This is a genomic window from Candidatus Pelagibacter sp. PS_40, assembly GCF_059417765.1.
This window is the reverse complement of sequence record NZ_CM182064.1, coordinates 158,821-178,810: the sequence shown is the minus strand read 5'-3', so window position 1 is coordinate 178,810 and position 19,990 is coordinate 158,821. Positions and strand designations below refer to the sequence as shown.

At 24.7% G+C, this 19,990-nt stretch carries 25 protein-coding genes, 1 tRNA gene and 1 rRNA gene; 5 read left to right on the top strand and 22 right to left on the bottom strand.

Annotated elements, in window-relative coordinates; genetic code table 11:
- The 5 genes from AC5SLW_RS00975 (at nt 1) to AC5SLW_RS00955 (ending at nt 1,928) form a co-directional block, all read left to right on the top strand.
- Nucleotides 1–741 (top strand): inositol monophosphatase family protein, encoded by a 741-nt coding sequence (locus tag AC5SLW_RS00975; RefSeq protein ID WP_494575338.1) that lies wholly within the window; start codon nt 1–3, stop codon nt 739–741.
- Nucleotides 742–776: 35 nt separating this feature from the next.
- Nucleotides 777–1,007, top strand: coding sequence for a 50S ribosomal protein L31 (rpmE, locus tag AC5SLW_RS00970; protein ID WP_006997324.1), 231 nt, complete (start codon nt 777–779; stop codon nt 1,005–1,007).
- The gene (locus AC5SLW_RS00965; RefSeq protein WP_271625934.1) at nt 1,008–1,595 is read left to right on the top strand and encodes a DUF1013 domain-containing protein; all 588 of its coding nucleotides are present in this window, start codon (nt 1,008–1,010) and stop codon (nt 1,593–1,595) included. It begins immediately after the preceding gene.
- A 55-nt stretch (nt 1,596–1,650) separates the two neighbouring features.
- Nucleotides 1,651–1,845 (top strand): 30S ribosomal protein S21, encoded by a 195-nt coding sequence (rpsU, locus tag AC5SLW_RS00960; protein WP_006997326.1) that lies wholly within the window; start codon nt 1,651–1,653, stop codon nt 1,843–1,845.
- Between the two features lie 6 nt (nt 1,846–1,851).
- Nucleotides 1,852–1,928: transfer RNA gene (locus AC5SLW_RS00955), tRNA-Met, on the top strand.
- Between the two features lie 68 nt (nt 1,929–1,996).
- Here AC5SLW_RS00955 and AC5SLW_RS00950 read toward each other — a convergent pair.
- From AC5SLW_RS00950 to AC5SLW_RS00845, 22 genes are all read right to left on the bottom strand, one after another.
- A complete protein-coding gene (locus tag AC5SLW_RS00950; protein WP_494575336.1) occupies nt 1,997–2,710 on the bottom strand; it encodes a glycosyltransferase in 714 nt (237 codons plus the stop codon).
- Nucleotides 2,711–3,532, bottom strand: a complete 822-nt coding sequence (locus tag AC5SLW_RS00945; RefSeq protein ID WP_494575334.1) for an NAD-dependent epimerase/dehydratase family protein — start codon at nt 3,530–3,532, stop codon at nt 2,711–2,713.
- A complete protein-coding gene (locus tag AC5SLW_RS00940; protein ID WP_494575332.1) occupies nt 3,529–4,770 on the bottom strand; it encodes a DegT/DnrJ/EryC1/StrS aminotransferase family protein in 1,242 nt (413 codons plus the stop codon). Before AC5SLW_RS00940 ends, AC5SLW_RS00945 begins: the two co-directional genes overlap by 4 nt.
- 1,308 nt (nt 4,771–6,078) lie before the next feature.
- Nucleotides 6,079–6,777 carry a transaldolase family protein gene (locus AC5SLW_RS00935; RefSeq protein WP_494575330.1) on the bottom strand — a complete coding sequence of 233 codons (699 nt, stop codon included), beginning with the start codon at nt 6,775–6,777 and terminating at the stop codon, nt 6,079–6,081.
- A gap of 6 nt (nt 6,778–6,783) precedes the next feature.
- Nucleotides 6,784–8,178, bottom strand: a complete 1,395-nt coding sequence (locus tag AC5SLW_RS00930) for an NAD(P)(+) transhydrogenase (Re/Si-specific) subunit beta (RefSeq protein ID WP_020169128.1) — start codon at nt 8,176–8,178, stop codon at nt 6,784–6,786.
- A gap of 2 nt (nt 8,179–8,180) precedes the next feature.
- Nucleotides 8,181–8,489: a proton-translocating transhydrogenase family protein gene (locus AC5SLW_RS00925; RefSeq protein WP_020169127.1), complete on the bottom strand. Its 309-nt coding sequence runs from the start codon at nt 8,487–8,489 to the stop codon at nt 8,181–8,183.
- A gap of 4 nt (nt 8,490–8,493) precedes the next feature.
- A complete protein-coding gene (locus tag AC5SLW_RS00920; RefSeq protein ID WP_494575327.1) occupies nt 8,494–9,582 on the bottom strand; it encodes a Re/Si-specific NAD(P)(+) transhydrogenase subunit alpha in 1,089 nt (362 codons plus the stop codon).
- A gap of 9 nt (nt 9,583–9,591) precedes the next feature.
- Nucleotides 9,592–9,702 (bottom strand): aa3-type cytochrome c oxidase subunit IV, encoded by a 111-nt coding sequence (locus AC5SLW_RS00915; RefSeq protein WP_494575325.1) that lies wholly within the window; start codon nt 9,700–9,702, stop codon nt 9,592–9,594.
- A 5-nt stretch (nt 9,703–9,707) separates the two neighbouring features.
- A complete protein-coding gene (ykgO, locus tag AC5SLW_RS00910; protein WP_006997331.1) occupies nt 9,708–9,833 on the bottom strand; it encodes a type B 50S ribosomal protein L36 in 126 nt (41 codons plus the stop codon).
- A 13-nt stretch (nt 9,834–9,846) separates the two neighbouring features.
- Nucleotides 9,847–9,961, bottom strand: a 5S ribosomal RNA gene (rrf, locus tag AC5SLW_RS00905).
- 54 nt (nt 9,962–10,015) lie between these two features.
- Entirely contained in the window at nt 10,016–10,897 is an 882-nt protein-coding gene (locus tag AC5SLW_RS00900; RefSeq protein WP_494575323.1) for an NAD-dependent epimerase/dehydratase family protein, read from the bottom strand.
- A 232-nt stretch (nt 10,898–11,129) separates the two neighbouring features.
- Complete coding sequence (gene gmd / locus AC5SLW_RS00895; RefSeq protein ID WP_494575816.1) at nt 11,130–12,152, bottom strand: GDP-mannose 4,6-dehydratase; 1,023 nt, start codon at nt 12,150–12,152, stop codon at nt 11,130–11,132.
- A gap of 16 nt (nt 12,153–12,168) precedes the next feature.
- On the bottom strand, nt 12,169–12,978 hold the full coding sequence (locus AC5SLW_RS00890) for a Rossmann-fold NAD(P)-binding domain-containing protein (protein WP_494575321.1): 810 nt from the start codon (nt 12,976–12,978) through the stop codon (nt 12,169–12,171).
- A gap of 6 nt (nt 12,979–12,984) precedes the next feature.
- Complete coding sequence (locus AC5SLW_RS00885) at nt 12,985–14,283, bottom strand: hypothetical protein (RefSeq protein ID WP_494575319.1); 1,299 nt, start codon at nt 14,281–14,283, stop codon at nt 12,985–12,987.
- Complete coding sequence (locus AC5SLW_RS00880) at nt 14,280–15,005, bottom strand: hypothetical protein (protein WP_494575317.1); 726 nt, start codon at nt 15,003–15,005, stop codon at nt 14,280–14,282. The genes AC5SLW_RS00885 and AC5SLW_RS00880 overlap by 4 nt, the downstream gene beginning before the upstream one ends.
- On the bottom strand, nt 14,998–15,786 hold the full coding sequence (locus AC5SLW_RS00875; RefSeq protein WP_494575315.1) for a glycosyltransferase family 2 protein: 789 nt from the start codon (nt 15,784–15,786) through the stop codon (nt 14,998–15,000). The genes AC5SLW_RS00880 and AC5SLW_RS00875 overlap by 8 nt, the downstream gene beginning before the upstream one ends.
- On the bottom strand, nt 15,783–16,115 hold the full coding sequence (locus tag AC5SLW_RS00870; RefSeq protein WP_494575814.1) for an FkbM family methyltransferase: 333 nt from the start codon (nt 16,113–16,115) through the stop codon (nt 15,783–15,785). The genes AC5SLW_RS00875 and AC5SLW_RS00870 overlap by 4 nt, the downstream gene beginning before the upstream one ends.
- Nucleotides 16,116–16,117: 2 nt before the next feature.
- The gene (locus AC5SLW_RS00865; RefSeq protein ID WP_494575313.1) at nt 16,118–16,510 is read right to left on the bottom strand and encodes an FkbM family methyltransferase; all 393 of its coding nucleotides are present in this window, start codon (nt 16,508–16,510) and stop codon (nt 16,118–16,120) included.
- Nucleotides 16,503–17,891, bottom strand: a complete 1,389-nt coding sequence (locus AC5SLW_RS00860; RefSeq protein WP_494575812.1) for a DUF8201 family protein — start codon at nt 17,889–17,891, stop codon at nt 16,503–16,505. The genes AC5SLW_RS00865 and AC5SLW_RS00860 overlap by 8 nt, the downstream gene beginning before the upstream one ends.
- A 47-nt stretch (nt 17,892–17,938) precedes the next feature.
- The gene (locus AC5SLW_RS00855) at nt 17,939–18,169 is read right to left on the bottom strand and encodes a hypothetical protein (protein WP_494575311.1); all 231 of its coding nucleotides are present in this window, start codon (nt 18,167–18,169) and stop codon (nt 17,939–17,941) included.
- A gap of 36 nt (nt 18,170–18,205) precedes the next feature.
- Complete coding sequence (locus tag AC5SLW_RS00850; RefSeq protein WP_494575309.1) at nt 18,206–19,204, bottom strand: MraY family glycosyltransferase; 999 nt, start codon at nt 19,202–19,204, stop codon at nt 18,206–18,208.
- The gene (locus tag AC5SLW_RS00845) at nt 19,201–19,950 is read right to left on the bottom strand and encodes a glycosyltransferase family 2 protein (RefSeq protein ID WP_494575307.1); all 750 of its coding nucleotides are present in this window, start codon (nt 19,948–19,950) and stop codon (nt 19,201–19,203) included. The genes AC5SLW_RS00850 and AC5SLW_RS00845 overlap by 4 nt, the downstream gene beginning before the upstream one ends.
- Nucleotides 19,951–19,990: the final 40 nt, after the last annotated feature.

Sequence of the window (19,990 nt, the reverse complement as noted above, 5' to 3'; positions counted from 1 at the left end):
ATGCAATCAATATCAGCCAATCTAAATGTTATGATAAAGGCTGCAGAAAAAGCGTCTAGAGCTTTAATTAGAGATTTTGGAGAAATAGAAAAACTACAAGTTTCAATCAAAGGCCCTACTGATTTTGTATCAAATGCTGATTTAAAAGCTGAGAAAATAATTATAGAAGAATTAAAAAAAGCAAGACCCTACTATTCTATTATTAGTGAAGAAGATGGTTCTGAAACTAATAAAGATAAAGAACATACATGGATAATAGATCCTATAGACGGCACTACTAATTTTTTACATGGCGTTCCTCACTTTGCAATTTCAATTGCTTTAAAATCTGGTGATGAAATAGTTTCGGGGTTAATTTATGACCCAATAAAAGATGAGATGTTTTATGCTGAAAAAGAAAGTGGAGCGTTCTTTAACAATCAAAGAATTAGAGTATCCAAAAAAAGAGAACTTAATAGCTGCTTGTTTGCAACAGGTGGTGTTTCAAAAAATGAAGTTGATTTGCCTTTAAGAAAATCTGGAAGTGCAGCACTTGATATTGCCTATGTTGCAGCTGGTAGGTACGATGGTTATTTTCAAAATGATCTAAATTTGTGGGATATAGCTGCTGGCATAATATTGGTAAAAGAGGCAGGTGGCTTAATTAATGAAATTGACCTATCACAAAATAAAAACATCAAAATAAGAGCTTCTAGTATGGCAATTAATGACAAAATGCTTGAAAAATTAAAGAACTTTTAATTGTTTTATAAAATTCTTTTGCTATAAGTCTCGATATGAAAAAAGACATACACCCAGACTACCACACAATTAAAGTAGAAATGACTGATGGAACTCAATTTGAGACAAGATCAACTTGGGGAAAAGAAGGAGAGGTTTTAAAATTAGAAATCGATCCAAAATCTCATGCTGCTTGGACAGGTGGAAAACAAAAATTGATGGACAAGGGTCGTGTGAGCAAATTCAATAAAAAATTCCAAAATTTCAGATCAGAAAAGAAAGATTAAATGTCAAACGTACCATTAATGCCAATGGCAACTGCTGTTTGGTTAGTAGAAAATACAACACTTACTTTCAAACAAATTTCAAAGTTCTGTAATTTACATGAGGTTGAAGTGCAAGGTATCGCAGATGGTGAAGTTGCAAAAGGAATAATGGCTTACAACCCCATTATATCTGGTCAACTTACTAGAGAAGAAATTGAGTTAGCTTCAAAAGATGAAAATAAAGAATTACAGATAAAAAATACTGATATTGAAATTTCAACTGAAGATAAAAAAATTAAAAAATACATTCCTTTATCTAAAAGACAAGACAAACCAGATTCAGCTTTATGGTTAATTAAACACCATTCTTTATTAAAAGATTCACAAATAGCAAAACTAGTTGGAATAACAAAAGCTTCTGTTACTGCAATTAAAAATAAAAGTTATTGGAATTATAATAATTTGAATCCTAAAGACCCTGTGGCATTAGGGTTGTTCTCTCAAAAGGATCTAATTGAGGCTATTGAAAAAGCTGAAAGAAGAATAAAAAGAGAAAAAAAAGAAAAAGAGAAGGCAAAACTAACAAGAGAAGTTTCGAACATTGATTAATTTTAATAGACACCAAAATTATATAATGGTACTTAAACATTCTTAAAAAATATTTATGAAAATAGAAGTTAAAGATAACAATATTGAACAAGCACTTAGAGTTCTTAAAAGAAAATTGCAAAGAGATGGTTTTTTTAAAGTAGTAAAATTAAAAAGCGTTTATGAAAAACCTTCTGAAAAGAAAAAAAGAATTCTACAAGAAAATATTAAAAGAGTTAAAAAGCTTAATAAGCTTAAAAATAGAATTTAAATATACCGCGGGGTGGAGCAGTCTGGTAGCTCGTCAGGCTCATAACCTGAAGGTCGGCGGTTCAAATCCGTCCCCCGCAACCAATTAAACTAAAATTTTTCTGATAATATAATTTTTTATGATCTTCATAAGAAATATTTAACAAATAACATTAAATAGTTGTTAATTTTTTTTTTAAAAAAAATAGTTTAAATATTCCAAATAAGGAACTTAAAATTAGAGACAGATTGACTGAGCTTTCACCCCTTTTTCTATTTTTGAAAATAGTATTATCCTCGGCAATTTTAAGTTTTCTCATTTTTATTTGAAGTAATATTTCTGATAAAACTATAAAACCATCACCAATATTACCACAATACTTAACTATAACTTTAGTTGCTTGCTTTGAATATATTCGATAGCCATTAGTATAGTCTGTGACATTAAGATCTAGTAAAATTCTAGCTAAAAAATTAGATAATCTAGAAAACAATCTTCTACCTGTTGACCAATTATAAATTTTACTTTTTTTTAAATATCTACTGGCTATTAACAAATCTAATTTCTTTTTTTTAAATTTTTTAATTTTTTTTTTCAATTCAATTGGCCTATGAGAAAAATCAGCATCCATTTCAATAAAAATATCATTTTTTTTGTTTTTTAATGCAATATTTAATCCATTGATAACAGCAGACCCTCTTCCTCTTTGATTTTTTCTATGTAAATAATAAACATTATTCAATTTCTTAAATTCTTCTTTAAGATGATACTCCTTAGTATCATCAATAATATAAATATTAAAATTATCATCTATTTTAAGTAATTTCTTTATTAATCTAAAAATATTACTTCTTTCATTAAAAGTTGGTATTATTATTGCAATCATTTAATTGTAAAAATAATCAATTTTATTTTTAAATTTCTTTAAAAAAATTTTTTTTTTTCTAATTTTTCTTGTATCGCAAATTAAGTATGTTTTTTTTTTGTTATCTTCAAAAATATTTTTTTTTTTATATTTCTTTGCAAATACATTTGCAATTGTTTTAAGATTTATCGCTTGACCACTGCCAATATTAAATATTCCCTCTGATTTTGTGCAATATAACCTATCTATAATTTTACAAATATCATTTGTAGAAATAAAATCTCTATAATGATCAAGATTTTTAAATATTACTTTATCTTTTTTAGAATTTTTTATTTTTTGAATTATTGAAGGAATAATGAATGGAATCTTTTGAGCCTTATCAGTAAAACTGAATATTCTTCCTATACAAAATTTGATATCAAAATTTTTTAATTTCTTTATTTGAATTTCGGCTAATTTTTTAGTTAAACCATATGTAGAATATGGGCGCACTTTAGAACTCTCATCAAGTAAAATTTTTTTAGTCTTAACCTGATATACATGACTTGATGATGCAAAAAAAACCCACTTCGGTTTCTCTTTTTTTTTTAGACTGTTTATAATATTTTTTGTTCCCAATACATTCACATTGTAAGCGTGTTGATAATCTTTAATCACTTCTTTTGTAGGAACAATTGCAGCTAGATGGATTAATAAATCAAAATTTTTACTTTGAATCCATTTATATACATCTTTAAAACATGTTATATCTCCTTTAAATTCATAAAATTTATATGATAAGTTTTTTTTTATTTTTTTTCCTAAAATTCCTGTTGATCCAGTTATAGCACAAACCTTCATTTGAAAAGCTCAATAGATAATAATAAGTTTGATAATTTCTTTACATCTTTAATTTTTAGAGGAGTTGTTGGTAATCCAATAAAAAAACCATCATCTTCAATTTTTTGAGCGTTAGTGAACTCATTTTTTTTAAACTTAATTCTATATAGTTTAACCGATGATTGGTTAGCAAAATTTCCACTTATAATTGGTCTTGTTTCTATTTTTTTTTTATTTAAGAATTCTAAATATTTTTTTTTATCATAAATTTTTGAATTATTTATAATAATAGGAAAACCAAACCAACTTGGCTTTAATTTTTTTTTAGGTTGAAAAAAAGAAAATTGATTATTCCAGTTCGTAGAAGATTTAAGAGTTTTTATAATTAAATTTCTATTTTTTGATCTAATTTTAATCATTTTATCTAATCTTTTAAACTGATTAAAAGCAATTGCTGCTGAAACGTCTAAAGGTCGAAGATTAAAACCTTGATTAATAAAATTAAAATCTTTAACTTTTTTTTTAAAAAACTCTCTATCCCAACCATGAGCTCTCAAAGATTTTAAAATTTGATAATCCTCCTTAGATTTACAGGTAATCATACCGCCCTCTCCCCCTGTAACTTGATGAGAGTAATAAAATGAAAAAGTTCCAAAATCCCCAATTGTTCCAAGATATTTTGATCTTATTTTTGAGCCAAGTGACTCGCAATTATCTTCAATCAAGTAGATATTTTTTTTTTTTGCTAAAGCTCTAATCTTGAATATGTCAGGACAGTTTCCAAGAACATTCACAATAATGATTACTTTTGTTTTTTTATTAATTTTTTTTAGTAAAGATTTATAACTTATACAAAAAGTATCTAAATCAACATCAGCAAAAACTGGTTTTAAACCAGACTGGATAATTGGCCATAATGTTGTAGACCAACATAAAGCTGGAATAATGCATTCTGAGTTTTTTTTGACCATATTTTTTTTTAAGAAATTTATTAAACAAAAAAAAGATAGTAAATTTGCTGATGATCCAGAGTTAACCATAAGAGCATATTTTACCTTTAATTTTTTTGCAAAATATTTTTCAAATTTTGATGTTTTTGAACCCATAGTTATTTTTTTTGAAAGCATAACTTTACATCCCTCTATTATATCTTCTTTTGAGTAACCATTGCTTAGTAATGGATGACTAAAATTGGCAAATTCAAAATTTTTATTTTCTAATAAACTGCTTAAGGATTTCTCTATAATATTATTTTTCATATTTTATTAGTTTAAGTAATTTTTTTTCAATACTATAACACAACAAGTTAATTACTAATATTAATAATACAGTTTTAGATAATTGATTAATGAATTTTCCATAAATTCCAAAAAATTCACCTAAGCGGTAAAATTCGCAAGATAAAATTATTAATGTTTGATAAATAAACTTTATACATTGATTTTGAATTTTTATAATAGTGGGTATTAAAAAAAATAAAAAAACTAATCTGTAGTCAAAGTTGCTAGACAACAAAAAAGTAGATATAAATATACCTGTTCCTATATAAAATGAGTTGTCAATTTTAACAATATTTTTTTTAAAAAACTTTTTAAAAAAAATTACATAAAAAAATATTGAAAATAAAGATATTAAAATAGATATTATAAAATAATGTAAATTAATGTTAAAGTACTTTGCTAAGTTTGCATAAATTACCCAACTACCATAGCTAAGATATCCAGTTTTTGGTGTATTTGCTATACTTAAAATTATATCCTCTTTAAATATTAAAAAATAAAAAAATACAAATAAAACTAAAATAATTATTTTTAAAAATTTTTCTGTTTTAAAAAAAAATAAAATAGAAAAAAAAGGATATAATTTCAAAAAAGATGTAATAATAAATAAAAAATATTTCACTAAATTGTGGTTTATATTAAACAAAATAGTCAATAATATAAAAATTATTATATCACTATTGCCTCTTTCTATAAGTAATAAACTTGAACCACTAAAAAAAAAATATAAAAAAAAATACGATTTAAATTTTTTTATATAAAAAAGGTAAATTAAAAAATAAATAGTAATGAAAAAACTTATTGCTAAAATAAAGTTAGTATTGATGTCTAATTTAAAAAAACTAGAAATTAAAATCCATATTCTTGGATAGCTTAAAATACAAGTAGTATGTCTAGAATATAAAAAATTAGAACTTGTATAAAAATATTTTTCTAATTTAGTCCAGTCTTGCAAACATGAAAAATCATGATAAGGAACATCTCCAATTGGAACTAGTAGTAAATCCCATATTTTATAGTTTTTCAAAATAATTAATTGAATAAAAAAAAAGCATAATAAAATTGCACTAAAAAGAAATACTGTTTCTTTTGTATTTTTTTTTTTCATAAGATTGATTAATTTTTGTATTTAGATGATAAGTCAAAAATATTATTATTATAAGTCATCTGCCAATTAAAACTTTAATTTTTTTGTTAATTTATATTTTAATTTGATTTTTTATTTAATATCCTAATTATACTAAAAAGTGTTACAATTTAAATTTATTATTTTAAAACTAATATTTTTTAGATTTTAAATTTTGATTTATTGCTATCTAAAAGAAAGGCTTTTACAGTCTCTTTCGTTAATTGTTCAAAAGATTTTCCAAACTTTTCAATTTTTTCGATAATTGAAGGTGGAATTGTGATTATGTGGCAACCTAATTGTTTTGCTTGCAAGTAATTATATGGTTCTCTTACACTTGCCCATAAGATCTCTACATTTTTAAATTTTTTTGCTAAAGCTATACTTTTTTTAAATTCTGGAACTGGATCTTTACCAGTATCCGCTGCTCTACCAGCAAATATTGAAATTATAACTCTAGTCTTCTTATTAATTAATTTTAGAATTTTTTCTGTTTGCTTTGCACTATAAACTGCTGTGATATTAAGCTTAATATCTAAATTGTTAAGCTCTTTAATAATTTTACCCATAAAAATACCTTTGGAGTTTGCAACTGGAACTTTTACGTAAACATTCTTTCCCCAGTTATTAATCTGAAGAGCTTGTTTTTTCATCTCTTTGTATTCGTCAGCAAATACCTCTAATGAAACAGGTTTATTATTGCAAATTTTTAATATTTTCTTTGAATAGGATTTATAATCTTTTGCTCCAGCTTTTCTCATTAAGCTAGGATTAGTTGTAAAGCCTTTAACTATCTTTTTCTTATTGAACTTCTTTATTAAATCTAATTCTGCAATGTCACAAAATATTTTTGTTGTCATTAATTTTTAAAGATTTTTAGTTATATCCTCAGTCATTTTTTTAGCATCTGCAAATAACATTAGAGTATTATCCTTGTAAAATAATTCATTATCAATTCCAGCATAGCCAGGAGATAAACTTCTCTTTACAAATAATACTGATTTACATTTTTCAACATCAAGAACTGGCATTCCATAGATTGGGCTTTGTGGATCTGTTTTTGCAACAGGATTGGTTACATCATTTGCCCCAATTACAAATGCAACATCTGCATTAGCAAAATCATTATTAATTTCTTCAAGTTCGAAAACTTCATCATATGGAACGTTTGCTTCTGCTAACAATACATTCATATGACCTGGCATTCTTCCTGCAACAGGATGAATTGCATAGGTAACTTTAATATCATTTTTCTTTAATGTATCTACCATCTCTCTTAGTGCGTGTTGTGCTTGAGCTACTGCCATCCCATAACCAGGAACAATTATAACTGATGAGGCATTTTTCATTAAGAAAGCTGCATCTTCAGCATTACCACTTTTAACTGGTCTTTGTTCTTTATTTCCAGTTGATGCAGACTGTTCTGTTGCACCAAATCCTCCTAAAATTACATTAAAGAAAGAACGGTTCATACCTTTGCACATTATGTAGGATAAAATTGCACCTGAAGATCCAACAAGGGCACCTGTTATAATTAATGCCGTATTTTCTAAAGTAAAACCAATTCCTGCTGCAGCCCAACCTGAGTATGAATTTAACATTGAAATCACCACAGGCATGTCTGCTCCACCAATTGGAATGATTAATAAAAATCCTATTAAAAATGAAACTGCTATTAATATCCAAAAAAAGTTAGATGATTGAGATGAGCAAAGTAAGTAAGTTAAAACTAGAATTGAAATTAATAATAAAGCGTTGAGAAAATGTTGACCTTTAAAGGTAATTGGTGACCCTGACATTATTCCTTGAAGCTTTAAAAAAGCAATTATTGAACCTGAGAAAGTAATGGCACCAACTGCAGCTCCAATTGACATTTCAATTAAACTTGCAAGTTTAATAGCACCCACTGATCCCAAGTTAAATGCTTCTGGATTTAAGAAAGCTGAAATTGCAACAAAAACTGCTGATAGTCCAACTAAGCTATGAAATCCTGCTACCAACTCTGGCATAGCCGTCATTGGTATCTTATATGCAATGAATGCTCCTATAAGACCTCCTACTAATAAAAAAATCAGTACATAAATAAGCCCACTAGAAAAATTTCCAACCGATAAAAATGTAACAGTGATAGCTATCACCATCCCTAAAATTCCAAAAAAATTACCCTGTCTTGATGTTTCTGGCGATGACAGACCTCTTAATGCCAATATAAATAGAACTCCTGATACTAAATAAAATATTGCTGATAAATTTGCTGACATAATTATTTATCTTTCTTCTTTTTTTTATACATTTGAAGCATTCTTTGAGTGACCAAAAATCCTCCAAATATGTTAATGGCAGCAAGAGAAATTGCTAAAAAACCAAGAATATTCGAGATTGTAAAAACATTGTCTGTACTTCCGGCCAACCCTGCAATTATAGCACCAACAATAATTACTGATGATATCGCGTTAGTAACTGACATTAATGGTGTGTGCAAAGATGGGGTTACACTCCATACAACATAATAACCAATAAAAATTGATAAAATAAATATGCTTAGTCTAAATATAAAAGGGTCTATTTCCATAATTCTATTTTATTAAAGTTTTTTCAATTATCTCATCTTCTAAATTAATATTAATCTTATTATTTTCTTTATCATATAAATTTGACACAAAATTAAACACATTTTTTGAATATAGATTTGATGCTGAAACGGGAAGCTTATTTAAAATATTTGTTTCACCCATAATTTTTACTCCATTTTTAACTACAATTTTATCAGCTTCAGTAAACTCTGAATTACCACCTTGAATTGCTGCTAAATCATAAATAACAGAGCCTGATTGCATATTATCAATCATGGAACCTTTAATAATTAATGGAGCTTTTTTGCCTGGTATCAAAGCTGTACATATTACAATATCTATTTTCTTTAAAGTTTCAGCTAAAAGATCTTCTTGTTTTTTTTTAAATTCTTCAGAGGCTTCTTTTGCATAGCCACCTTCAGTCTCAAGATTTTCAGACCCCTCAACTGTTAAAAATTTTCCCCCTAAACTTTCAACCTGTTCTTTAGATGCCATTCTAACATCTGTTGCAAAAACTATTGCACCCATTCTTTTTGCTGTTGCAATAGCTTGAAGACCAGCCACTCCTGCACCAACCACCAATACTTTTGCTGCTGGGATGGTGCCAGCTGCTGTCATCATCATGGGTATTGCTTTTTCAAAATTTGCAAACGACTCTATTACTGCTTTATAACCAGCAAGGTTAGCTTGTGAAGAAAGAATATCCATTGATTGGGCTCTAGTAATTCTTGGTAACATTTCTAAAGAAAAAACATTAATATTTTTTTTAGACAAATTTTCTATTTTTTCTTTATTAGCATAAGGATTGAATACTCCAATGAGCGTTTGGTTTTCTTTTAAATTTAAAAGATTTTCATCCGATAATAAACCTAACTGAATAATAATATTAGCTTTACCTAATATTTCTGTTTCATTAAAAGAGATTTCAACACCTAACTCTTTGTATTCATTATCTTTAAATCCTAAGTGTTCACCATATTTTTCAACTATAGAAATTTCAAAACCAAGAGCTATATATTTTTTTGCAATCTCAGGAGTGATAGCAATTCTTTTTTCTACTAATTGATTTTCTAAAATTGAAGCAATTCTCATAGGAGAACTCTACAGCAAGAATATTGCCATTAAAACTAAAACACCTATAACAGCGACAGTTCCCCACAACACAAACTTTGTGAAATTATTCCAGGTATTCTTATGGTCTCGATTATCCATAAAAATTACTTCTGTCTTGCTTTGAATTTTGGGTTTGTTTTATTAATTATGTAAACTCTTCCTCTTCTTCTAACTAGCTTAGAATTAAGGTCTCTTTTCTTTAATGATTTTAACGAGCTTTTAATTTTCATAATATTTTTTTATAGCCGGCAATGTCCTACTCTTCCGTGTCTTAAGACAAAGTACCATTGGCGCTGAAGGGCTTGACTTCCGAGTTCGGAATGGGATCGGGTATTACCCCTTCGCAATAATCACCGGCGGAATTGTTATACCTAAATTAGATATATTGTAAACTAAAGAATTATAGTCTTTTTTATGAGTTTTTGACAATATTTGCTATGTAGTTCTTAAGATTAATTTTTCCAAACATTTTGTTAACTTTATTAGATAAATTCATACTCGTTAAAGCAGAAGCGTATCTTTCACCTTTTCTACTTGGAAGAAGTTTAATTTTAGTATTAAATAATTTTGCTACTTCAAAAATCGTATAGCTTTTTCTATTAGATATACTGTAATGCTTACATTCATTTTTTTTCCAAGCATAATAGCATGCTTTAATTGTATCATTAATATGTGTGAATCTTCTAGATTGAGAACCAGGACTTACCACTGTTAATGGTATTTTTTTTCTAAACTGATCTTCAAATATTCCTATCACTGTAGCCATAGGACCTTTACTTATTTGCCCTGGCCCATAAACATTATAAAAATAAATTACCTCAAATTTAAAATTAAACCATTTTTTGAGGTTATCTAATAATTCTAAATTTTTAGCTTTAGTAAATGCGTATGGAGATAAATTTTTATCAACTCCTTTATTTCCAATACTGGCTGATGTTGCTGAATATATAAGTTTTATTTTATTGGAGAGACAAAAATTAAATACCTCATTTGAACCAATTGTATTAGAATTGATGCACTCTTTCATCTTTAAGAAGCTTTGATATATTCTTGAAAATTCACCAAAATGAAAAATAGAATTAATATCTTTTTTATAAGGATTTAAAATCTTGGAAATATTTTTAGTATCACCATTAATATATTTTACTCTTGGACTCTTAATATGATTTTTTTTACTTCCTGAAGAATAGTTATCTATGCTTATTAGTCTCAATTTTGTTTTTTCTAACATGACATTTATGAGATTTGAACCCACAAAACCTGCTCCACCAGTAACAATAATAATTTTTGGCATTTATTAAATAATTTAACATTATCTATAAATTAATCTATAAAAAGATCATGATGGAACTTTCATTAATTATTCCAGCAGAAGAAGAAAGTAATTCACTTCTTGATTAAGCGCTCTTTTTCTTTTGCATAATATATTTTTGTAGCCACGACTCAAAAGTAAATTATAAACTGATAATCTGACTAATCCAATATGACCAGCAATATATATCTTTGAATTTTTTTGAGCATTATGTTTAAACTTTATTCAAGTTGTTAAGCTCAACACTTATCATTTCTTTAACCAAACTGGTAATATTATGTTTTGGCTTCCAATTTAATTCTTTTCTTGCCTTCCTCGAGTCTCCAAGCAATGTATCAACTTCAAGAGGTCTAAAATATTCTCTATCACACTCAATTATAGAGTTACCTTTATCATCATAACATTTTTCATTAATGCCCTTACCTTTCCAATGATATTTTATATTAAGTTCCTTTAATGACAAATTTACAAAATTTCTTACTGAATATTGCTTACCAGTAGAAATTACATAATCTTTGGGAGTCTTATTTTGTAACATCCTCCACATTGCTTCTACATAATCTTTTGCATGACCCCAATCTCTTTTGGCATCTAAATTACCTAAAAACAATTTTTTTTGTTTACCTAATTTTATTTTACATAGAGCCATAACTATTTTTTTAGTGACAAAAGTTTCACCTCTAACGGGGCTTTCATGATTAAATAAGATACCATTACAAGCAAAAATTTTGTAAGCCTCTCTATAATTCACTGTTATCCAATGCGCATAAACTTTTGCAACACCATAAGGGCTCCTTGGATAAAATGGGGTTTTTTCAGTTTGTGGTATTTCAACAACTTTACCAAACATCTCCGATGTTCCTGCTTGATAAAATTTTGTTTTATTTTCAAATCCATGAAATTTAATTGCTTCTAATATTCTTAAAGCTCCAATTCCATCAGCATTGGCAGTATATTCTGGAACCTCAAAAGAAACAGCAACATGTGATTGTGCTGCTAGATTATAAATTTCATCAGGTTTAATATTTTTTATTAAGGATGATACTGATATAGCATCAGTAATATCACCATAATGTAAAATAAGTTTTCTATTTTTTTCATGAGGGTCTTGATAAAGGTGATCTAATCTACCGGTGTTAAATGAGGAAGACCTTCTTTTTACACCGTGAACTATATAATTTTTTTTAAGTAAAAAACTAGCAAGATAAGAGCCATCTTGTCCTGTAATTCCAAATATTAAAGCTTTTTTTTTTTCATCTAAAGTACTTACTACTTAACTCATAACAATAGTTTTTAACATCAATTTTTTTAAGTTTAAGATCTAATTTTCCACATAATTTATCGTTATTTAAAGTGAACGAATCTTTATTTTTTTGTTTAGTATATATAATTTTTATTTTATCTTTTTTAAATTTAGTCAACCAATTCAATATTTCATAAGTGTAGATTTTGTGGTTTAAAGATACGTTAAAAATTCCTCTCTTAAGATCTCTGGACACTATTAAACAGATTATTTTTGAAAATTGTTTTATGGTAATGAAATCTTTAAAACAATTTCTATTTATAAGAAAATTGTCTTTTGTGAGATAATCTTTAAAATGTTCTAAAAAAGTTTTATGTAAACGATTTTTTTTATTTTCCAAGCTAATTAGTATATTGGATATTCTTAATATCAAAAAATTATTTTTAATTTTTTTACATTTATTTTCTGTAATAATTTTATTTCTACCATAAAAATCAATACCTAGTGTTTTTGAATTTTCTTTTATGTTGGCTCTTGGTTTGTAAACTTTTCTTGTGCTTAGCATAATTTGAATTATATCTAATTTTGCTATTTTTTTTGAGATAAATAGATCATTATCATGTTTAAGATTGTATTTATTGGAAATATATTTTTTATTTAGAGAGCAGTTAATAACAAATCTAAAATTTCTTAGCTCATTATCTTTGAGTCTAGTGAAATTAGAAAAACTGATTAATTTTATATTATAATCTAATGATAAGAGTTTGTTTAAATAATTGCCTATAAGGCCTCTTTTTCCAATTATTAAAATTTTTTTCATAAATAGTTAAATCATTTTTTTATATTCAAAAAATTTTAATACGGGAATTAAAAAAATCATTGAAAATTGAAGAAAAACCCTGCCAAAAGATCCTATCATGTGAAAAGGGAAATCATAAGTTGATATTGTATAAACAAAGAAAATTCCAATAGAAATTATCAAATAAATATAAAATAAATATAAGTGTTTCATAAAATATTTTTTATTTTCTAAAAAAATAAAAAACAAAAATATAATAGATAATAACAAAATCGGGTTTCTAATAATTCCAACAATGTACCAAAAAAACACCTGGGGAACTCTTTCTTGCAAATCTAAACTTAAAATATAAGTAAAAAAATTAGAAGGAGATGGAAAGGTATCTCTATTTAAGTGCGCTTCGATGTTATGAAATTCATAAAAAATAAATTTAATTGATAGTAAACAAATAATAATTGATAATATGACAAATCTTCTAGAACCTTTAATATAATACAAGATAGCAATAAAATATGAAAAAATATAAAGCATAGCCTCATTTTTTGTCCATAATAGAAGATTGATGGTTAATAAAAATCCAATTGCGTGGATTGTTTGTTTTGATTTATTAAAAATTAACTCATGCAAGAAAGCAAAAACAAATAAATTAAAACTAAATATTAATATATCTTGCCTCCCATCAAACCACTTCATCTTAAAATTCAAAAGAATTATAAGGATAAATATGAAATATTTAATAAAATTTTTTTTGAATTTAATTTTATTGATTAAAAAATAAATTGAGAATGTATAGATAAATGTGTAAAAAATTCTCCCAAAATATTCATAATCTAAAAAACTAAATTTCCATAAAAAGGCCCACAAGTAGGTTCCAAAATGCGGATATTCAGGTTTTATTGTATCATCACTTGTTACAAATAAATCATTATAAAACATTATCGTTTTCTCAAACCAAAAAAGTCTTACATCATGACTAAAAAATAAATCATGAGCAATTATTATGGATATCAAAAAAGTAATAATAAAAATTAATAAATAGCTTACACTTTCATTTTTAAATAAATTTTTTTTATTTAGATCATGCAGAAATATTGTTAAATTAATTGTTAAAAAAGATAAAATAACTAAAAAAGTATATATTTTTCTAATATCTATCACTGAAGAAAACCAAATGATATTTAATATCAATAAGAGGTTTAGCGACGAAATTTCGAAGGTTGAATATCTTGTATTGCCTTTATTTAAGCTAACCAGAATAGATTTGTTTGGCAAGATTAAAAGTGAAACTAAAAGAACAAAAATAAATATATTGAATATTTCAATCATTTCTTTGCAACCAAATAACAATTGTTAATTTTTTCAATTATTTCATAATCTTTAATTTTATATATATGTTCTAATTTAAATTTAATTTTTAGATCATCATTTATTTTATTTTGATTATTTTTAATTTTGATGGTTATATTTTTTTCTTGTTTTTGCTGAGATTGCATCATTTTATTGTTGGACTCATTTAAATAAATTTCAGCATTGGATTTTATTGTTTTGGAATTTAATTTGCTGATAACTGTATCTTTGGGGATAATTAAATTATTATGAATAGATATTTCATAATTGTCTAAATTCTCTAAATTCTCTATAACAATTTTTTTAAAGATTCTATGATTATATTTTGGATCAAACTTGTATCTAAAAGTATTTTTATTAATTCTTTCTAAAAATATTTCATTATCGTTATTATAATTTAATAAAATATGATATTCATCTTCTTGTTTACTTGATCTATCAAAAAAAATCCAATTTGGATTTCTAACACCTGTGTATTTTATAAAATTTACACTATTTTTAATATCATGTTTATTTTTTACATAATTTATAAATCCAACTGACCGATCTGAACAAAAATCATAACTTATATTTAATCTTTCATCATATGTAAGTCGTGAAATATTAAAAAATTTTCTAGGTATTTCAAATATAAATACAAAAACGAATAGGATTAATAATACTATAATAAATTCTATTTTATTTTTTTTCTTTTTAATCATTTTTTAAATAGTTCATAAATTTTGTAATATAAAAATCTATATTAGTATTTATCTTTATATCTTTATTTTTTAAATATTCTTTTTCATAGTGATGGTATTCTAAACGTCTAGCCCACCACTCGTCTGAAAATTTATTAAAATTAGACGATACATTATTTTGTGTTTTTCTATAATATGTTAGATACTCATCTAAAATACTAAAGTCATTAATGATATAATTGCCATATATTGATGCTCTAAAATCAAACCAAACATTTGGGTATTTTAAAAAAAAAACATCTTTTAATAAATTAGCAAATACTTCTCGTCTAAATGAAAAACAACTTTGCTGAGGAAAAAAATTAAAATGATTAAGTATAGATATTTTACTTAAATTTCTATTTTGCATTAAATATTTTTTATCATTTGCGATAATTGTTGGCATATCCACAATAATTTTTTTACTAGTACTCTTAAATACTCTCATCACGGACTTAACTTTATCTAAATTATAAAAGTCATCACTATCAAGTGTAAAAATTATATCTCCCTTGCTTGCTTTATAAGATTCTCTTAAACCAAACATTTGATTAAAGCTCCCATATTTTGTTCTTTTTTCACTTGTATTTTTCAAAATTTTTATGTTTTGAAATTGTTTAACTACTTGGAGCGACTTATCTGTCGAACAATCATCAAAAAAGATAATTTCAATATTATCATATGACTGATTAATTAATGAGTTCAGGCATTCCTCAATATATTTCTCAGAGTTATAATTTATAACAATTATACTGGCCTTCATAAATTTATTTTATTTACATATATGTATTCAAATGTTTTTCTAAATGGCATTTTACTTTTAAAAATCATTTGGAAATTTTTTGAAACTAGAAGTCGATTTATATCTGTGAAGGTATAACTTTTACTGATCATGTTTTCATAATGATGCTCAAAAAAAATAAGCTTTATTTTTGAAAATTCATTATCTAAACCTCTAAGAATTTCATATTCATATCCTTCTGTATCTATTTTTAGAATAGATATTGCATCAATATTTCTGTCAATTAAATAACTAGCTAAGGGTATTACTTCGATAGTCTCAGCTTTAAAATAATCTTTATTTTCTTTAATTCCTAAATAAATTTTTTTTTTTTATAATAATTAGAGTCAAAATTTATTTTTGCAAAAGTTGATGATGAGCTTTCATTTACTTGTTTAAATTGAAGAGATTTTTTAAACTCACCCAGGCCTATGTTTTCTATAATAATTTTCGTTTTAGGAAATCTTTGCCTAATTCTGTTAATCTTTTTATTTAATTTTGAAAAATTTTTAGGACTTGCTTCAAATGAAATAATTTTTTTTGGTTTAAAATGTTTTAAAAATAACTTAATTGTTTCACCTTTATGTGCTCCAACATCTACAATTATATCAATAATGAAGTTTTTTTTTTTAAGAAAGTTAATTATTTTCTTTTGATAAAAATAATCAAAAATTGAAATAATAAATAATGTTAATTTTTTAATCATCTCTAGATATAAATAGTTTATTTAATATTAAATTATTAATTTGAACTTCAAATTTTTTACAAGAATTTTTGCTATTATTTATTTTTTTACAATTTAAGCTTTCTTTTAATTGATTAATTTTTTTAAAAATTCTAAAGTCATGATTTGTTATTAAGTATTTAAACTCTATAAATGGATTATAATTATATTGTGAAATCTCCTTATTAACTCTATTTATATTTCTACTTAAAAATACAACTAAAGCTAATAAAATCATTAAATTAATACCTCTTTTAAAATTTTTACGTGTTGAATATTTTTTAAAACTTAATGAAGATAAGTAAATAAAAAATATTGCAGCAAAGAGGCTATAGCCACCATATCTAAGTGCGGGATGATTAAAAAACCATTCAAGTATCAAAATTACCAAACATATTATTAAAGCATTAAATTTATACGTCGTAAGTTTAAAATTTAACTTGAATGTAAAAAAAATAATTACGAAAGTTAAAGTCAGGCCTAGAATAAAATCACTTACTTTATTAAAAAAGTAAATTTTAAACCAGTTGTTCACCCAATTAAATTGCTGCAAATATTCCGTTGGATTGGATACTCTCATATCGGGCGTTGCTCCACCTTTGGACCATAGCTCATACCAATTTTTCATTTTATCAGCTTCTGTAGTGCCTATTGACCATGGGAGATCGTTAATACATGAAAGTCCCACAGGGTAAATAAAACATCCAGTATTAATAAAATTGATACATAATATTAATAAAAAATTAACTATAAATAAAATAAAGTAAAAGTTTAAAAAAATTATTTTTATAATTTCATGAAATTTTTTTTTTAAAGAAAAAAATAAATGTCCCATTATTATTATAGGAAAAATAAAAAATAATACGTAAAAAGCCTTGAGGGATATTATTAACCCAAGTAAAATTAACATTATTTTAATTCTTTCATTAATATTTTCTTTCAGATTAAAAAGAACAAAAATTTCAAAAATAAAAATTAATGATAATATTTGTGCTGAACGATCTGTTCCGTGTTCACCAATTCTATAAAAAAAAATGTTAGAGAAAATAAAAATTGATATTAAAAATATAATAAAATTTTTATTTTTTCCTAAATAAAATTTTATTTTCTCGATTACATATAAATTTGCAAATAATAGATATAATGCAGCTCCAAAATGAAAGGTTCCATATCCCGTAAATTTATTAAACATAATTGCATTTAAATAAAAAATGGAAGATGGTGTTCTAAATCCATGATTTAAATGCCCTATACCAAAAATAAAATCAGAATTGATTAAATAGTGAATATATGGGAAATGGTAATAGTGAAAATCATCATGAGGTTTACCTACCAAGATCGCAAAAAATATTAAAATAAAAATTAAACCATATAAATAAAAAAATTTAATATTTATTTTTTTAAAGTTTATTATAAAAAAAAAATACCTAAAAATATAATTAATAAATTTATTGATGAATTGATCTGACCTATCAAACTAAAAGAATACGAACTTAAATTTAAAAAAAAAAGACCTACGAAACCAAAAATTCCATAATTATAGAATTCATCATTTGCCATATTAGTTTTTTTTAAGATAATAGCTCCAAAACCAATCGAAGATAATGAAACAATAAATAGGTAAATAAAATTAACAAGCATTTTTATAAATTATAATTTTTAGTATAAGTTATTTTTTTATTTTTTGATTTTATACAACCGAAAATAAACAATACTATAAAAGGTAATATTGAACAAAATTAATAGAACTTGTATTTGTGTATTTCTGATATTTATATACCCTAGATATATTGTGATAAAATTAAAGCTATTAATGATCAAACTAGTCAAGTTATTAGAAGTATTTCTCTTAAAATAATTTTTTAAAAATTTCATTATTAAGTGATGTAAATGATTGTTATCAGGTTCTATTGGAGATTTTCCCAAATTAAATTTTCTTATAATAGAAAATAAATTTTCATATGCAGGGTACCACAACAATAAAACAATAAAAAATGGAGATATAAATTGATTCATCAAATATAGATTAATTAAGAAATAGCTTGTCATAAGACTTATTAAGTAGCTACCACTATCGCCCATAAATAATTTTGAGTATAAATTTAGAATTATTAGAATTAGTAATAGCAGAATAAGCATATTAATAGCTTCTTGTGAAAAAAATAAATTATAATTACTGTCTAGTTTTAAAATAATAAAAAAAGTTATAAAATAATAAAATAATACATTTGCATTCATGCCATCTATAAAATTTGTTCCATTAATGATTACAACTATGCAAAAAGTTAAAAATAGTTGATTGAATAAACCATTTTTTAGTAAATTTTCTAAAAAGTTTATTCGTAAATTTTCTAATCGCACATCTGCATAAAATAAAAAAATAAAAATAAAAAAAGATTGAAGCAAAATTCTTATTTTAGGAGAATTCAATAAATTTAGGTCTGCAAATAAGCCAATAGAAAAGGTTAATAGAGCTAATATCTTGAAAGAAATATTAAATTCAAACAAAAAAATAAATATCAAAATAAAAAAACCTCCAATTAAAGGAACTTTCTTTATTATTGAAAATTTTTGATGTTTATTACCTGTATCATTTAGTAATATATTTTCTTTTATCAAATATTTATTTAAAAATATTACTATTGGTATTATTAAAAAAGTTATTAAATAATTCATAATCTATTTTTTTTTTTAATAAAATTTACAGATAAAATAAATAAACATTTAAGAGATAGAATAAAATTATATTTTAAATATATATTATAAACTCTGAATCCATCTATTAATTTTTGAAGAATATTGTTAGACAAAGAATTATCTAATTTTCTCCATTTCATTAAGGTCTTATTTAATGAATAAATCTTAATTCCTGATTTAGAAAGCATTAACCAAAAAACATAATCTTCCTTCGTTTTTAATGATGGAAACTCAAAATTTTTTATAATAGTTTTTTTTAGAATTACTGAGGATAGACCTATATCACATGATTTAACCAGTTGATTAAATTCTAATTGTGCTGGAGATATTCTTTCTGATAATATATTTCCATTCTCATTAACTATCTCGTAAGAAGTATGAGAAAATTCAATATTATTTGACTTCATAAAATCAATCTGTAATTTTAATTTATCCGGATACCACATATCATCAGCATCTAGGAATGCAATATACTCACCCTTTGAAGCAGCAATTCCTAAATTTCTACTTATACCTGCTCCTAAATTTTTAGTATTTCTAATTATTTTTATTCTTTTGTCTTTTTTTTTAATTCTTTCAATTAAAGAAAAATCTATATCACTTGGGTCGTCGTGAATAATAATTATTTCTATATTTTTAAATAATTGGTTAATAACGGAGTCAACTGATTTTTCAATAAATTGATGTTTTTTGTAAAAAGGTATTATAACACTAATTAGACACATTAATAATTAGTTATAGCGCTTTTTATATTTTTTTGTTAGG

Bases quoted from the DNA above. Each gene is read 5' to 3' on its own strand.
- AC5SLW_RS00875 (WP_494575315.1), bottom strand. From the start codon at position 15,786: ATGAAGGCCAGTATAATTGTTATAAATTATAACTCTGAGAAATATATT.
- AC5SLW_RS00845 (WP_494575307.1), bottom strand. From the start codon at position 19,950: ATGTGTCTAATTAGTGTTATAATACCTTTTTACAAAAAACATCAATTT.
- AC5SLW_RS00975 (WP_494575338.1), top strand. From the start codon at position 1: ATGCAATCAATATCAGCCAATCTAAATGTTATGATAAAGGCTGCAGAA.
- AC5SLW_RS00935 (WP_494575330.1), bottom strand. From the start codon at position 6,777: ATGACAACAAAAATATTTTGTGACATTGCAGAATTAGATTTAATAAAG.
- AC5SLW_RS00890 (WP_494575321.1), bottom strand. From the start codon at position 12,978: ATGAAAAAAATTTTAATAATTGGAAAAAGAGGCCTTATAGGCAATTAT.
- AC5SLW_RS00855 (WP_494575311.1), bottom strand. From the start codon at position 18,169: ATGCTTGTTAATTTTATTTACCTATTTATTGTTTCATTATCTTCGATT.
- AC5SLW_RS00965 (WP_271625934.1), top strand. From the start codon at position 1,008: ATGTCAAACGTACCATTAATGCCAATGGCAACTGCTGTTTGGTTAGTA.
- AC5SLW_RS00865 (WP_494575313.1), bottom strand. From the start codon at position 16,510: ATGATTAAAAAATTAACATTATTTATTATTTCAATTTTTGATTATTTT.
- AC5SLW_RS00925 (WP_020169127.1), bottom strand. From the start codon at position 8,489: ATGGAAATAGACCCTTTTATATTTAGACTAAGCATATTTATTTTATCA.
- AC5SLW_RS00915 (WP_494575325.1), bottom strand. From the start codon at position 9,702: ATGGATAATCGAGACCATAAGAATACCTGGAATAATTTCACAAAGTTT.
- AC5SLW_RS00950 (WP_494575336.1), bottom strand. From the start codon at position 2,710: ATGATTGCAATAATAATACCAACTTTTAATGAAAGAAGTAATATTTTT.
- AC5SLW_RS00880 (WP_494575317.1), bottom strand. From the start codon at position 15,005: ATGATTAAAAAGAAAAAAAATAAAATAGAATTTATTATAGTATTATTA.
- rpsU (WP_006997326.1), top strand. From the start codon at position 1,651: ATGAAAATAGAAGTTAAAGATAACAATATTGAACAAGCACTTAGAGTT.
- AC5SLW_RS00850 (WP_494575309.1), bottom strand. From the start codon at position 19,204: ATGAATTATTTAATAACTTTTTTAATAATACCAATAGTAATATTTTTA.
- AC5SLW_RS00920 (WP_494575327.1), bottom strand. From the start codon at position 9,582: ATGAGAATTGCTTCAATTTTAGAAAATCAATTAGTAGAAAAAAGAATT.
- AC5SLW_RS00940 (WP_494575332.1), bottom strand. From the start codon at position 4,770: ATGAAAAATAATATTATAGAGAAATCCTTAAGCAGTTTATTAGAAAAT.
- AC5SLW_RS00900 (WP_494575323.1), bottom strand. From the start codon at position 10,897: ATGCCAAAAATTATTATTGTTACTGGTGGAGCAGGTTTTGTGGGTTCA.
- ykgO (WP_006997331.1), bottom strand. From the start codon at position 9,833: ATGAAAATTAAAAGCTCGTTAAAATCATTAAAGAAAAGAGACCTTAAT.
- AC5SLW_RS00930 (WP_020169128.1), bottom strand. From the start codon at position 8,178: ATGTCAGCAAATTTATCAGCAATATTTTATTTAGTATCAGGAGTTCTA.
- AC5SLW_RS00885 (WP_494575319.1), bottom strand. From the start codon at position 14,283: ATGATTGAAATATTCAATATATTTATTTTTGTTCTTTTAGTTTCACTT.
- AC5SLW_RS00945 (WP_494575334.1), bottom strand. From the start codon at position 3,532: ATGAAGGTTTGTGCTATAACTGGATCAACAGGAATTTTAGGAAAAAAA.
- rpmE (WP_006997324.1), top strand. From the start codon at position 777: ATGAAAAAAGACATACACCCAGACTACCACACAATTAAAGTAGAAATG.